Raw genomic sequence first — 12,335 nt, forward strand, 5'->3', positions numbered from 1 at the left:
ATCGATAATTCGCAGGTTTGAATCGGCTCAGCCGATAGCCGCTCGACGTCAGCGCGCCGAACCGCTCTGGATCGCCGCACGCAGGCGACTGGAGATGGCGTCGGCGACGATCACCATGAAGGTGATAACGATGATGCAGGTCGCGGTTTCCTGATATTTGAACAACTTCAGACTGCTCACCAGTTCGAAACCCAAGCCACCAGCGCCGACCATGCCGAGCACCGTGGCCGAGCGCAGATTGACCTCGAAGCGATAGAGAATCACGGCAATCCACGCCGTGATAACCTGTGGCAGGACGCCAAAAACGATGACCTGCAACGGTCGCGCCCCGGTCGCTTGCAGCGCTTCAATCGGGCCTTGGTCGATCTCTTCGATACTCTCGGCGAAGAACTTGCCGAGCATGCCCAGGCCATGCAGCGCCAGCGCCAATACACCGGGGAACGGCCCGAGCCCAACCGCCGAGACAAAGATCAGCGCGAGGATCAGTTCGTTGATGCTACGGGTGAAATTCAGCGCCTGACGTGTCGTATGAAACAGCCAACGGTTGCGGCTCAGATTGCGCGCCGCGAGAAACGACAGCGGAATCGCCAGCAACACGCCGAGCAGGGTGCCCCAGATGGCGATCTGCAAGGTTTCCACCGCAGGTGCGATCAAGCGCGGAAGAATGCTCAGATCCGGCGGAAAGGTGCGCGAGAGAAAGTCACCAATCTGCGGCAATCCCGCCGCCAGTTCCCCGAGGCTGAGCTGCGCGCCTTGTGCGCTCCAGTTCAATGTCCACAGCACGATCAGGACGATGCCGGCGGTGGTCAGCCAACCGCGTGTGCCACGGGGCCGCTCGCCGACCCACTGATAATTTTGCGATTGCATGTTCAGGCCCTCGAGGCAGCGCGATAGGTCAGGGTGGGCGCCGGGACTTCAGCGGAGTGTTCCGCGGATTGCCCCGGATAGATTCGCGCCAGATCGGCCTCGGTCATGCTCGACGCTTTGCCATCGAACACCAGACTGCCATGGGCGAGGCCGACCACACGGTCGCCGAACTCGCGGGCGTATTCGACTTGGTGCAGATTGCACAGCACGGTGATGCCCAGTTCGCGGGTGGCATCGCGCAAGTACTGCAACACTAGCCGTGCCGTTTTCGGGTCGAGGCTGGCGATCGGTTCATCGGCGAGAATCACCTTTGGCCGTTGCGCCAACGCGCGGGCAATGCCGACGCGCTGCTTCTGCCCGCCGGACAACGAATCGGTGCGCTCACCGGCCTTGTGTGCCAGCTCGACGCGTTCCAGGCATTGCATGGCCAGCGCCACATCGTCACTCCGGAACAGTTGCAGAATCGAGGCGAGGGTGCCGACGGACCCGAGACGACCGGTCAGTACATTCTTCAACACACTCAGGCGCGGCACGACGTTGTGGTGCTGAAAAATCATCGCCACTTCACGGCGCAAAATGCTGGTGTCAGGGCAGGTGCGGGCATCGATACCGGCCACGCTCAGCGTGCCGCTGTCGGCCTGCGCCAAGCGATTGATGCAACGCAGCAAGGTCGATTTGCCGGCGCCGGACTGACCGAGCACCACAACGAACTCACCCGCAGCGACTTCAAGGTCGATGCCGCGCAACACCGGGTTGCTGCCGTAGTGTTTGCTCAGTTGGCGGATGCTGATCATTTCATGCTCCGCAAATCGAGATCGAGCACCTTGGCGGTTTCGCGCACCACGTCATAGGACGCGTCGGTGGTGGGCTGGAAGCCATTGAGCACACCCTGATCACCCCACGGCACGTCTTTGATCGAGGCCAATGCGTCGGCGACTTTCTTCTTCAGTTCCGGATCGAGCGCCTTGCGCCAGACCATCGGCGATTCGGGGATCGGCTTGGAACTCCAGACAATTTCGAAGTCATCCTGCTTGACCACGCCTTTGGCCACGGCGCTGGCGAAGATGCGGTCAGCCACAGCGGCGGCGTCGACTTTCTTGTTCTCGACCGCAAGGATGCTGGCGTCGTGGGAACCGGAGAAAATCACGCGTTTGAACAAGGTGTCCGGCACAAACCCGGCCTGCTCCAGTCCTGCTTTCGGGAACAAATGACCGGACGCCGAGCTTGGGTCGACGAATGCGAATGTATGCCCCTTGAGGTCGGCCAGCGAATGAATGCCGCTGTCCTTGCGCGCCAGAATCACGCTTTTGTAAGCGCTCTGGCCGGTCTTCTTGGTCACCGCCACCGAGAACGCTTCGACGTCCGCCACCGAAGTCGCCAGCACGTAGGAGAACGGCCCGAGGTAGGCGACGTCGAGTTTGCCCGAGCGCAGCGCTTCGATGATGCCGTTGTAGTCGGTGGCCACGAACGGCACCACCGGCATGCCGATTTTGGCTTGCAGATCGTCGAGCACCTGTTTGCTCGATTCGATCATCGCCTGGGAATCTTCCGAGGGGATCAAGCCAATGGTCAGTTTGTCCTTGGCCCACACCTGACTGGCACTCAGGGCAAGTACGGCAAGGCTGGCGACACGCAGAAACTGTTTGATTGTTTTCATGGCATTCCACGGTGTGGTTGGGAGTTGCCACAGGCTAGGTCTGTCACGTGACAGTCATTCAATCAATTCAATATGCGAAACCGCAGCTAACTATTGATGGAGTCTATGGATGTCGAGCGCCAAATTGCGGGCCTTTCTCGCCGTCGCCCGCCACGGCAGTTTCAGTGCCGGGGCGCGGGCGTCGGGGCTCAGTCAACCGACACTGACCACGCAGGTGCAAAGTCTGGAGCGTCAGCACAATGTCGAGCTGTTTCATCGGCGTGGGCGGCGGATTGAATTGTCGGATGTCGGGCGGCAATTGCTGCCCATCGCGCAACGGCTGGCCTTGCTGGAACTGGAAGCGCACAACCTGCTGCGCGACTCCGGGCGGCTCGACAGCGGCCAGCTCAAGGTCGGTGCGGTGGGGCCGTTTCATGTGATCGAAATGGTCGACAGTTATCTGCAACAGCATCCGAATATCGACGTGTCGATCCGCGTCGGTAACTCGGCGCAAGTGTTATCGGATCTGGAGAATTACGTCACCGACATCGCCGTGCTGGCCGGGCGTCAGGAGGATCCGGCGTTGTGTTCGGTGCGTTATGCGCGGCACGCGATCATCTTGTTTGCCCACCATGAGCATCCGCTGGCCAATCGCGGCAGCGTGCGTCTGGAGGAATTGGAAGGGCAGCGGCTGCTGCAGCGCGAACCCGGCTCGACCACGCGGCTGGTGCTGGAGCAGGCGCTGAATGCGGCGCAGGTGAAACCGAGGATCGCCATGGAAATCGGCAGTCGTGAGGCGTTGCGTGAAGCGGTGGTGCGCGGGTTGGGGCTGGGTGTGGTGTCGGAAGCGGAGTTCATTGCCGACCCGAAAATCCGCACGATCAGAATCGAGGGCGAAGAACTGTTCACCGAGACGTATCTTTATTGCTTGGCCGAACGGCGTTCCAGTCGGCTCATTTCGTCGTTTTTCGATGCGGCACTCGGCTGAGGGTTTGCAATCTTTGGCGAGGTTTGGCTAATATACGATCCATATACACATCGTATCGGATTCATATATGGGCATCGTAAAGATTTCAGAGGACATGCACGAGAACCTGCGTATCTCCAGCAATGCGCTCAGCCGCTCGATCAACGCGCAGGCCGAGCACTGGATGCGCATCGGCATGCTCGCCGAACTGCACCCCAACCTCGACCACAGCGCCATTTGCCGCTTGCTGATCCGCGCCGAACAGAACGGTGGGCTGGATCTGCAACAACTGACTCAGGAAGCCGTCAGCGCATGAGAAATCAAGTCAAGATCAACACCCCGGCCGACATCGCCCAATCCCGCGCTGCCGGCAAACTGGCCGCCGAAGTGCTGGCGATGCTGGTGCCGCACGTCAAGGCCGGCGTGACCACCGATGAGCTGGATCGGCTGTGTAACGACTACATCGTCAACGTGCAGAAAGCGGTGCCGGCCAACGTCGGCTACCACGGTTTTCCGAAAACCGTCTGCGCCTCGGTCAACGATGTGGTTTGCCACGGCATTCCGTCGGGCACGCCGTTGAAAGATGGCGACATCGTCAACCTCGACATCGCCGTGATCAAGGACGGCTGGTTCGGTGATACCAGCCGCATGTACGTGGTCGGGGAGGCAACACCTGAAGCGCAGCACTTGATCAAGACCACTTACGAAGCGATGTGCGCGGGCATCCGGGTGGTGAAACCGGGCGCGACGTTGGGCGATATCGGCCATGCGATCCAGAGCCTGGCGGAGAAGGAAGGCTTCAGCGTCGTGCGCGAGTATTGCGGGCACGGCATCGGCAAGGTCTATCACGACGAGCCGCAGATTCTGCATTACGGCTTTCCCGATCAAGGCATGAAGCTCAAGGCCGGGATGATTTTTACCGTGGAGCCGATGCTCAATGCCGGCAAGCGCCATGTGAAGAACATGCCGGACGGCTGGACGGTGCTGACCAAGGATGGCTCGTTGTCAGCGCAGTGGGAGCATATGGTGGCGGTGACGGAGACGGGCTTCGAAATCCTCACCGCCTGGCCCGACGACATCGAAGGCTATTCCCCGATCACCTAAACACCACAAAACCCCTGTGGGAGCGAGCTTGCTCGCGAAGAGGCCGTGTCAGTCAACATCAACATTGAATGACACAGCGCTTTCGCGAGCAAGCTCGCTCCCACAGTTGGACTGCATGCGTACCGGTTATGTGGTGTGTGCAGGGACGCTTTGCAGCCAATCGAGCACCTCATCCCACAACGGCTGTGCGCTTTCGCGGAAGTAACCCATGTGCCCGTACGGTTTGCTGCCCGCCGGCGGCTGCAGATCCAGCAATGTCAGCGGCGCATTCACCATGGCTTTGACAAACGCATCGCGCGAACGCGGCGGCGCCCACGGATCATCGACCGACGTGGCGAAAACGCATGGCGTTGTGACCTCGGCGTAGAGCGCATGCAGATGGCTCATCTGGGGGTCGTCGAAGTAGTAGTGGGGGAATTTGCACCAGCGTTTCCAGTCGTTGTAAACGCCCAGCGGCAAATCATCGCCCATGCCCAGCATGCTCCAGGCCATGTAGCCTTTGCGGGCGACAATCACCGGCAGCACAAACGTCCACATCAGACGGATTTTCCAGGCCTCGGTTCGGGACATCCAGCCGCTCCACCCCGCGCCACTGCCCAGGGTGTAGCAAGCTGTCAGGGCGGGGTGATTGGGCAACAGACCAATCGCGTGCCCACCAAACGAATGGCCGACCCAATACAACGGCAACGCTTCCTGGCTTAGCAGATCCACTGCCGCCGCCAGATCCTGATAAGCCCAATCCAGATAAGACATCTCAAAGCCTTTGAGGGAAGCCGGCTTCGATTCACCGATGCCCCGGTAATCGAGGGTCAGCACGTGAAAGCCTTGGCGCGCCGCATGCTCGGCAAAGCGCCGATAAAAACGCTGTTGCACCCCGGTGGCGCCGGCCATGATCAGGTTGCCTTTGACCGCGCCCGGCGCGCTGTAGCGCTTGGCTGACAACGGATAACCATCGCGGGCAATGAGGGCGATGTCCTGTCTCTGGATCGATTCGGTGAAGGCTGCGGCCATGGTGTTCATGAAATTGTTCCGAGTGAGTTGAGCAAAGCCTTCAGCGACCTTTGAACTGCGGTTCGCGCTTTTGCATCATCGCCATGACGCCTTCGCGGACATCCTCGGTTTTGATCAGGGCCAGCAGTTGTTCATCAAGCTTCGACAGTGCCGCATCGTCACCCTGATCCTGCGCCAGAAACGCCGATTGCAGCGTCGCCTGAATCGCCAGAGGCGCAGCCTTGGCAATGCGTTCGGCGTACTCGATGGCGCGTGCCAGAGTCTGGCCGGGTGCGACCACTTCGGTCAGCAGGCGCATGTGCAGGGCGGCAGTGGCATCGAACTCTTCCCCCGTGAGCATGTAGCGCATGGCGGCGGTCCAGCCCGCTGCGCGGGTGAAGCGCACGGTGGAACCGCCGGCGGGTGAGATCCCGCGCAACACTTCCAGATGAGCGAAACGGGCATTGGTGGCGGCAATGCTGATGTCGGCGTTGAGCATCAATTCGATGCCCGCCGTCCAGCAAATGCCTTCAATGGCAACCACCACCGGTTTACGCCTGCGCGGTTTGGAAACGCCCCATGGGTCGATGCCTTCTTCAGGATACTTGAAGGCGCCTGACACCAGTTTTGGCGTCAGTTCCATCAAGTCCAGACCCGCAGTGAAGTGCTCGCCATGGGCGAACAGCACGGCGCAGCGCAGTTCGTCATTGCGCTCATACTCGCCGATGGCCAATGCCAGGTCCGTCAGCATTGCACTGTCGAATGCGTTGCGTTTGCCGGCGCGATCCAGACCGATCAAAAACAACTGACCGCGTTGTTCGCGGGTGACTCGGCCGGGGCCACTGTTGGCTTCGTTCATCTCTGCTCTCCTTGAATTCTATTGGTCGCCAGTTACTGACCATTTGTTTGGTAAACAGAAACTAAACGAACAGTTGGTAACCGTCAAATTGAGAAGGGCAGGCTTATGTCATAGAATCACCGCCAGTTATCCGGATCAGGAAATACTCGTGCGACCGTTGAAAATCCCCCGTGAAGAGCTGCTTCTGCGGTGCGCCAATACCTTCAAGCGCCTTGGCTATCATGGCACCACCATGGACGTGCTTGCGTCCGCTTGCGGCTTTACCAAGGCTTCGTTCTATCACCACTATCCGAACAAGGAGGCCTTGCTGCGTGACGTGCTCGACTGGACGCATCAGGTCATCAACCAGACCTTGTTTGCCGTGGCCTTCGACGAAAAACTCACGCCACAAGAACGCCTGAGCAAAATGGGCCGCAAGGCTGCGCGGCTGTTTCAGGATGACTCGATTGGTTGCCTGATGGGCGTGGTGGCGGTCGATGCGGCGTACGGTAAAAGTGAATTGCTGGAGCCGATTCGCGGTTTTTTCGATGCATGGGCCAAGGCGTTTGCGCATTTGCTGGAAGGTCAGGTCGATGAGGGACAAGCCTTGCTGACCGCTCGACAATGGGTGGCGGATTACGAGGGGGCGATTCTGCTGGCGCGGGTCTATGGTGACGCGGCTTACATTGATGCGGTGACGCGTCGGGCGCTGGAACATTTGAGTGCCTGTCAGGCACCGACATAAGGCTTACGCGCTGGGTGTTGTGTCCTCGACAGTTGTCAGTCACGACACACACTGATTTCTTATCCAATCAGGGAGCAACACGATGAGTGCAATCACCCCGGCCGTGATGGCCGATCTCGCGCCCGACGGCGTGCTGCATGCCGCCATCAACTTCGGTAACCCGGTGCTGGCGCAGCGCAGAGCAGATGGTGCGCCGCAAGGTGTTTCGGTGGCTTTGGCGATAGCGCTGGCTGCCGAGTTGGGTGTCGCGCTGGAGATGCGCACGTTTGAGGCGGCGGGCAAGGTTTTCGCGGCGCTGGAGGAGGGCGTGTGGAACCTGGCGTTTCTTGCGATCGAGCCGGTGCGTGAGGCGCAGATCGCGTTCAGCGAACCGTACGTGATCATTGAGGGGACTTATCTGGTCGAGGCGCAGGCACCGTATCGCAACGTCGAGGATCTCGATCAGCCAGGATTGCGATTGGCCGTTGGCAAAGGCGCAGCCTACGACCTGTTCCTCAGTCGCACGCTGCAGCACGCCCAATTGGAGCGTGCCGAAACCTCGGCGGGTGCCGTTGACCTGTTTATCGAGCAACACCTGGATGCCGCTGCCGGAGTTCGTCAACCCTTGCAGAAAGTCGCGGATGCCGACGCGCGTTACCGCGTGCTGGACGGTGCATTCACGGCGATTCGCCAGGCCATGGCCGTGCCCCGTGGGCGCAGGGCCGGCGCGGCGTATGTGCGGGCGTTTGTCGAGCGCAAGAAGGCTGAGGGGTTTGTCGCGGCAGCGCTGGCCGAGAGTGGGCAGGGCGATGTGACGGTCGCGCCTTGAGACCAAAAAAAGAGCCACCGCAGCCCGACGCTGGGGTGGCCCTGAGGGGGACATTCTTGAAATGACGGCAGACCTTGTGGGAGCGAGCCTGCTCGCGAATGCGGTGTGCCATTCAACATTGCTGGTGACTGACACGGCCCCTTCGCGAGCAAGCTCGCTCCCACAGTTGATTTGCGGTGTTTTAGGGATTTCAGTGAGAACCGGCGGCTTTGTTGAGGTCGCTTTCTGTCCATTCGGTGTAGACGCAGGCATCAGCGGTGGCCCAGCGCACTTGCACCGGATCACCAGCCTTGAGCGGCATGCCGGCGGCGGACAAGGCTTTCACCGTCATCGACGTGCCGCCCGAGGTGACCACGCTGCACGTCTGGCTCTCACCGAGAAACAGCACTTCCACAACCTTCGCTGAAACCTCATTCCAACCCGACGGCAACGGTTCGCTGATCGCCTGTGCCACGCTCAACGCCTGCGCTTTTTCCGGCCGCACCATCAGCAACACATCCTGATCGGTGTGCAACCCAGCGGTCAGGCGAATCGATAATGACTGCCCTTCAAACGAAGCCGCCGCATTGCCCTGCGCCTTGAGCTTGAGGAAGTTCGAGTTGCCGAGGAACGAGGCGACAAACGCATTCGGCGGATTTTGATAAAGGTCATAACCGCTGCCCAATCCCACAATCTTGCCGTGACTGAAAATCGCGATGCGCTGGGACAAACGCATGGCTTCTTCCTGGTCGTGGGTCACGTAAACAATGGTGATGCCCAGACGGCGATGCAGTTGGCGCAGTTCGTCTTGCAAATCCTCGCGCAGTTTTTTATCCAGCGCACCGAGCGGTTCGTCCATCAGCAAAATGCGTGGCTCATAAACCAAGGCGCGGGCAATGGCGACACGTTGCTGCTGACCGCCAGACAGTTGCGAAGGGCGGCGATGGGCGAACTGCTCAAGCTGCACCAGTTTCAGCATCGCATCGACACGCTTCTCGCGCTCAGCCGTCGCCAGTTTGCGAATCGCCAACGGGAAGGCGATGTTGTCGCGCACTGACAGATGCGGGAACAGCGAATAGCGCTGAAACACCATGCCGATGTCGCGCTTGTGCGGCGGTACATTTACCAACGATTCGCCGTTGACGAGGATCTCGCCGCTGCTCGGTGTTTCAAACCCGGCGAGCATCGACAGCGTCGTACTTTTGCCCGAGCCGCTGGAACCGAGGAAGGTGAGAAATTCACCGTCCTTGATGTCCAGCGAGATGTTGTCGACAGCGGCAAAGTCGCCGTAGTGCTTGTTCAGGTTGCGCAGGCTGACCAGGGGTTTGTCATTCTGCTGGGAGGCGTCTTTGATCACGGCACTCATGTCGTACTCCTGGCGCTCAAGCGCTGATTTCGTTGCGCCGGCGCAGCGCGGCGGCGATGACCATGACCAAAACAGACAAGCCGATCAGCAGCGTCGAAGCGACGGCGATCACTGGCGTCAGGTCCTGGCGCAAGGTGGTCCACATTTTCACGGGAAGGGTTTGCAAGGTCGGGCTGGCCATCATCACGCTGAGCACCACTTCGTCCCACGAAACCAGAAAGGCGAAGAGGGCGCCGGCCACCATGCCCGGGCGAATCGCCGGGAACGTCACCTTGAACACCGCTTGCAGGCGCGAGGCGCCGCAGATCACCGCCGCGTCTTCAATCGACTGATCGAACAGCTTCAGCGAGTTGATGATCGAGATGATGGTGAAAGGCAGCGCGACGATCACATGGCTGACGACGAAGGCGAACATCGTCCCGGTGTAGCCGAGCTTGAGGAACAGCGCGTACACCGCCACGGCGATGATCACCAGCGGCACGATCATCGGCAGGGTGAACAGACCGTAGAGCATTTCCCGGCCTGGGAAACGCCCGCGCACCAGCGCAAATGCAGTCGGCAGACCGAGGGCCACCGCAAAGATTGTCGTCAGCACAGCAACCTTGAGGCTGGCCGCGGCGGCGTTCATCCAGTCAGGGTTGGAGAAGAACTGGCCGTACCATTTCAGCGTCCAGCCCGGTGGTGGAAACACCAGCCACTGGGATGAGCCGAACGACAGCAGCACGATGAACACGATCGGCAACAGCAGGAACAGACCGATCAGCCCGGTGGTGGTGTAGAGGCCGAAGCGCATGCGCCGGCTCATCGCATTGGGGGTCAGGAGCATGTCGGCTTACCTCGCGTTACTGGCGCCAACCGGGGATTCCGGCTGAAGCTTCAGGTAGAAGTAGAACAGCACCAGAGTGATCGCGATCAGCAACGCGGCGCCGGCACTGGCCAGGCCCCAGTTGAGGAACGATTGCACCTGCTGAATGATGAACTCCGGCAGCATCATGTTCTGCGCCCCGCCGAGCAGCGCCGGGGTGACGTAGTAACCGAGCGACATCACGAACACCATCAAACCGCCGGACGCCAGACCTGGCCGGCACAGCGGCAGGAACACCCGGAAGAAGTTGGTCCACGGACTGGCGCCGCAGATCGAGCCGGCCTGCAGGATCATCGGGTCGATGGCCTGCATGGTCGCCTGCAACGGCAGCACAATGAACGGGATCATGATGTAGCTCATGCCGATCACCACGCCGGTGAGGTTGTGCACCATCTCCAGCGGCTGATCGATGATGCCCATCGCCATCAAGGCCTTGTTGATCACGCCCGAAGCTTGCAGCAGCACCAGCCACGAATAGGTGCGGGCGAGCAGGCTGGTCCACATCGACAACAGCACGATGTTGAGAATCCAGCGACCCCAGCCGCGCGGCACCAGAGTGATCGCCCAGGCCAGCGGAAAGCCCAGCAGCAGGCTGAACAGCGTCACCAGCCCGGCCACCGAAAAGGTGTTGAGCAGCACCCGCGCATACGCCGAGTTGGCAAACAGTTGTTCATAGTTGCCAAGGCCTGGCGTCGGTTCAAGCACGCCGCGCAACAGCAGACCAATCAACGGCGCGAGAAAGAACAGGCCGATGAACAGCAGCGCCGGTGCGAGGTTGCCGGCGCCGCGCCAGCGTTGTCTGAGGGACGGGGTTTGCTGCATCGCAACCGCCTGTGTTCCGTGGGCCGAGCCGGCAGCGCTTGCGGCGCTCCCGGTGGCAGTGGAGGGACGGGACGCGGAGGCCGCCATTTTCATTTGACCAGCCATTCGTTCCACCGTGTCGCGATGGCCTGGCCGTTTTTGGCCCAGTACGCGAAATCAAGAGTGATCTGATCCTTAGCGTAGGCAGTCGGCAGGTTGGGGGCCAGCGTCGAATCCAGACGCTCCACACTGTCGAGGTTGACCGGGGCGTAGGCGGTCAGGTTGGAGAAGTCGGCCTGGCCTTTGGCGCCGCTGGCATTGGCCAGAAACTTCATCGCCGCGTCCTTGTTTTTCGACCCTTTTGGAATGACCAGAATATCGGCCATGACCAGGTTCTGTTTCCAGCTCACCCCGACCGGCGCGCCGTCTTCTTGCAGGGCGTGAATGCGACCGTTCCAGAACTGGCCCATGCTCGCTTCACCGGACGCCAGCAGTTGCTGCGACTGCGCGCCGCCGCCCCACCAGACGATGTCTTTCTTGATGGTGTCGAGTTTCTTGAAGGCGCGATCCAGATCCAGCGGGTAGAGCTTGTCGGCGGCTACGCCATCGGCCAGCAGCGCCAGTTCGAGCACGCCAGGGCTTGGCCATTTATAGAGGGCGCGTTTGCCGGGGTAGGTTTTGGTGTCGAACAGGGCGCTCCAGTCCTGCGGCTTGTTGGCGCCGAGTTTGCCCTCGTTGTAGCCAAGGACGAAGGAGAAGAAGAACGAGCCGACGCCGTAATCGCTGACGAAACGCGGGTCGATCTTGTCGCGCTGGATGACTTTGAAATCGAGGGGTTCGAGCAGGCCTTCAGCGGCTGCGCGCAGGGCGAAGTCGGCTTCGACATCGACCACGTCCCACTGCACGTTGCCGCTCTCGACCATGGCTTTGAGTTTGCCGTAGTCGGTCGGGCCGTCCTGCACGACGGTGATGCCGCTGGCCTTGCTGAACGGATCGGCCCAGGCCTGTTTCTGCGCGTCCTGGGTGCTTCCGCCCCAGCTGACGAAGTTCACGCTTTCGGCAGCCATTGCAGCCTGGCCGGTGACGCTGAGCAGTCCCGCAAAAAAGATCGCGGTTGCAGCTTTGTTCAACACCATGTTCACGCCCTCATTGTTGTGTTTTTGAGCGGGCTTGCGTTGTTGCCCGCCTATCGGGAGCAGTAGCCGGACGTTCGTTGGAGTGTCCGGTCTATGGAATATCATATTATGGTATTCCAAACTTTGTGCAAGCACTTTGCCTTACCGGTTATCTGGCGAATCTGGTTTTTGTGGCTTGAAATGCGAAACACTGTGGGAGCGGGGAGGATCGTTAAAAAGAGGGAGGAGAAAAC

General features: G+C 60.3%; 14 protein-coding genes. 5 read left to right on the plus strand and 9 right to left on the minus strand.

The genetic code is table 11. The annotated features are described in order from the left end of the window. Window positions 1–48: 48 nt before the first annotated feature. From phnE to phnD, 3 genes are read right to left on the minus strand one after another with little or no spacing between them, the layout of a single operon-like run. On the minus strand, window positions 49–867 hold the full coding sequence (gene phnE / locus ACQ4OE_RS10075) for a phosphonate ABC transporter, permease protein PhnE (protein ID WP_430946549.1): 819 nt from the start codon (window positions 865–867) through the stop codon (window positions 49–51). A gap of 2 nt (window positions 868–869) precedes the next feature. Beyond that, a complete protein-coding gene (phnC, locus tag ACQ4OE_RS10080; protein ID WP_430946550.1) occupies window positions 870–1,661 on the minus strand; it encodes a phosphonate ABC transporter ATP-binding protein in 792 nt (263 codons plus the stop codon). After that, on the minus strand, window positions 1,658–2,524 hold the full coding sequence (phnD, locus tag ACQ4OE_RS10085; protein ID WP_430946551.1) for a phosphonate ABC transporter substrate-binding protein: 867 nt from the start codon (window positions 2,522–2,524) through the stop codon (window positions 1,658–1,660). Before phnD ends, phnC begins: the two co-directional genes overlap by 4 nt. A 109-nt stretch (window positions 2,525–2,633) precedes the next feature. Here phnD and ACQ4OE_RS10090 point away from each other — a divergent pair, with 109 nt between their 5' ends. From ACQ4OE_RS10090 to map, 3 genes are all read left to right on the plus strand, one after another. Continuing rightward, the gene (locus ACQ4OE_RS10090; protein WP_430946552.1) at window positions 2,634–3,491 is read left to right on the plus strand and encodes a LysR substrate-binding domain-containing protein; all 858 of its coding nucleotides are present in this window, start codon (window positions 2,634–2,636) and stop codon (window positions 3,489–3,491) included. Between the two features lie 67 nt (window positions 3,492–3,558). Next, window positions 3,559–3,786, plus strand: coding sequence for a ParD-like family protein (locus ACQ4OE_RS10095; protein ID WP_007918027.1), 228 nt, complete (start codon window positions 3,559–3,561; stop codon window positions 3,784–3,786). Continuing rightward, on the plus strand, window positions 3,783–4,574 hold the full coding sequence (map, locus tag ACQ4OE_RS10100) for a type I methionyl aminopeptidase (protein ID WP_430946553.1): 792 nt from the start codon (window positions 3,783–3,785) through the stop codon (window positions 4,572–4,574). The genes ACQ4OE_RS10095 and map overlap by 4 nt, the downstream gene beginning before the upstream one ends. A gap of 126 nt (window positions 4,575–4,700) precedes the next feature. Here the strand turns inward: map and ACQ4OE_RS10105 are convergent, their stop codons facing one another. Together ACQ4OE_RS10105 and ACQ4OE_RS10110 are read right to left on the minus strand one after the other, a co-directional pair. Next, window positions 4,701–5,594 (minus strand): alpha/beta hydrolase family protein, encoded by an 894-nt coding sequence (locus tag ACQ4OE_RS10105; RefSeq protein ID WP_430946554.1) that lies wholly within the window; start codon window positions 5,592–5,594, stop codon window positions 4,701–4,703. A gap of 31 nt (window positions 5,595–5,625) precedes the next feature. Further along, the gene (locus tag ACQ4OE_RS10110) at window positions 5,626–6,423 is read right to left on the minus strand and encodes a crotonase/enoyl-CoA hydratase family protein (protein WP_095111468.1); all 798 of its coding nucleotides are present in this window, start codon (window positions 6,421–6,423) and stop codon (window positions 5,626–5,628) included. A 148-nt stretch (window positions 6,424–6,571) separates the two neighbouring features. Between ACQ4OE_RS10110 and ACQ4OE_RS10115 the strand changes: the two genes are divergently transcribed. Continuing rightward, on the plus strand, window positions 6,572–7,147 hold the full coding sequence (locus tag ACQ4OE_RS10115) for a TetR/AcrR family transcriptional regulator (protein WP_008088096.1): 576 nt from the start codon (window positions 6,572–6,574) through the stop codon (window positions 7,145–7,147). 82 nt (window positions 7,148–7,229) lie between these two features. Further along, window positions 7,230–7,955 carry a transporter substrate-binding domain-containing protein gene (locus tag ACQ4OE_RS10120; protein WP_430946555.1) on the plus strand — a complete coding sequence of 242 codons (726 nt, stop codon included), beginning with the start codon at window positions 7,230–7,232 and terminating at the stop codon, window positions 7,953–7,955. Window positions 7,956–8,145: 190 nt separating this feature from the next. On the opposite strand, the gene ACQ4OE_RS10125 is transcribed toward ACQ4OE_RS10120, so the two are convergent. Genes ACQ4OE_RS10125 through ACQ4OE_RS10140 form a run of 4 tightly spaced genes read right to left on the minus strand, consistent with a single transcriptional unit; the run spans window position 8,146 to window position 12,102 of the window. Continuing rightward, window positions 8,146–9,300: an ABC transporter ATP-binding protein gene (locus ACQ4OE_RS10125; RefSeq protein WP_430946556.1), complete on the minus strand. Its 1,155-nt coding sequence runs from the start codon at window positions 9,298–9,300 to the stop codon at window positions 8,146–8,148. A gap of 16 nt (window positions 9,301–9,316) precedes the next feature. Beyond that, window positions 9,317–10,126 carry an ABC transporter permease gene (locus ACQ4OE_RS10130; protein WP_430946557.1) on the minus strand — a complete coding sequence of 270 codons (810 nt, stop codon included), beginning with the start codon at window positions 10,124–10,126 and terminating at the stop codon, window positions 9,317–9,319. A gap of 6 nt (window positions 10,127–10,132) precedes the next feature. Further along, on the minus strand, window positions 10,133–11,080 hold the full coding sequence (locus ACQ4OE_RS10135; RefSeq protein ID WP_430946563.1) for an ABC transporter permease: 948 nt from the start codon (window positions 11,078–11,080) through the stop codon (window positions 10,133–10,135). Continuing rightward, on the minus strand, window positions 11,077–12,102 hold the full coding sequence (locus tag ACQ4OE_RS10140) for an ABC transporter substrate-binding protein (protein WP_122594267.1): 1,026 nt from the start codon (window positions 12,100–12,102) through the stop codon (window positions 11,077–11,079). The genes ACQ4OE_RS10135 and ACQ4OE_RS10140 overlap by 4 nt, the downstream gene beginning before the upstream one ends. Between the last annotated feature and the right edge of the window lie 233 nt (window positions 12,103–12,335).

This window comes from Pseudomonas sp. WC2 (assembly GCF_050586545.1).
In the GTDB taxonomy this organism is placed as follows: Bacteria; Pseudomonadota; Gammaproteobacteria; order Pseudomonadales; family Pseudomonadaceae; genus Aquipseudomonas.

What these genes read in the sequence shown, in the direction of transcription:
- map (WP_430946553.1), top strand. Translation starts at nt 3,783, where the DNA reads ATGAGAAATCAAGTCAAGATCAACACCCCGGCCGACATCGCCCAATCC.
- ACQ4OE_RS10135 (WP_430946563.1), bottom strand. Translation starts at nt 11,080, where the DNA reads ATGAAAATGGCGGCCTCCGCGTCCCGTCCCTCCACTGCCACCGGGAGC.
- ACQ4OE_RS10140 (WP_122594267.1), bottom strand. Translation starts at nt 12,102, where the DNA reads ATGGTGTTGAACAAAGCTGCAACCGCGATCTTTTTTGCGGGACTGCTC.
- ACQ4OE_RS10110 (WP_095111468.1), bottom strand. Translation starts at nt 6,423, where the DNA reads ATGAACGAAGCCAACAGTGGCCCCGGCCGAGTCACCCGCGAACAACGC.
- ACQ4OE_RS10130 (WP_430946557.1), bottom strand. Translation starts at nt 10,126, where the DNA reads ATGCTCCTGACCCCCAATGCGATGAGCCGGCGCATGCGCTTCGGCCTC.
- phnE (WP_430946549.1), bottom strand. Translation starts at nt 867, where the DNA reads ATGCAATCGCAAAATTATCAGTGGGTCGGCGAGCGGCCCCGTGGCACA.
- phnC (WP_430946550.1), bottom strand. Translation starts at nt 1,661, where the DNA reads ATGATCAGCATCCGCCAACTGAGCAAACACTACGGCAGCAACCCGGTG.
- ACQ4OE_RS10090 (WP_430946552.1), top strand. Translation starts at nt 2,634, where the DNA reads ATGTCGAGCGCCAAATTGCGGGCCTTTCTCGCCGTCGCCCGCCACGGC.
- ACQ4OE_RS10125 (WP_430946556.1), bottom strand. Translation starts at nt 9,300, where the DNA reads ATGAGTGCCGTGATCAAAGACGCCTCCCAGCAGAATGACAAACCCCTG.
- ACQ4OE_RS10120 (WP_430946555.1), top strand. Translation starts at nt 7,230, where the DNA reads ATGAGTGCAATCACCCCGGCCGTGATGGCCGATCTCGCGCCCGACGGC.
- phnD (WP_430946551.1), bottom strand. Translation starts at nt 2,524, where the DNA reads ATGAAAACAATCAAACAGTTTCTGCGTGTCGCCAGCCTTGCCGTACTT.
- ACQ4OE_RS10095 (WP_007918027.1), top strand. Translation starts at nt 3,559, where the DNA reads ATGGGCATCGTAAAGATTTCAGAGGACATGCACGAGAACCTGCGTATC.
- ACQ4OE_RS10105 (WP_430946554.1), bottom strand. Translation starts at nt 5,594, where the DNA reads ATGAACACCATGGCCGCAGCCTTCACCGAATCGATCCAGAGACAGGAC.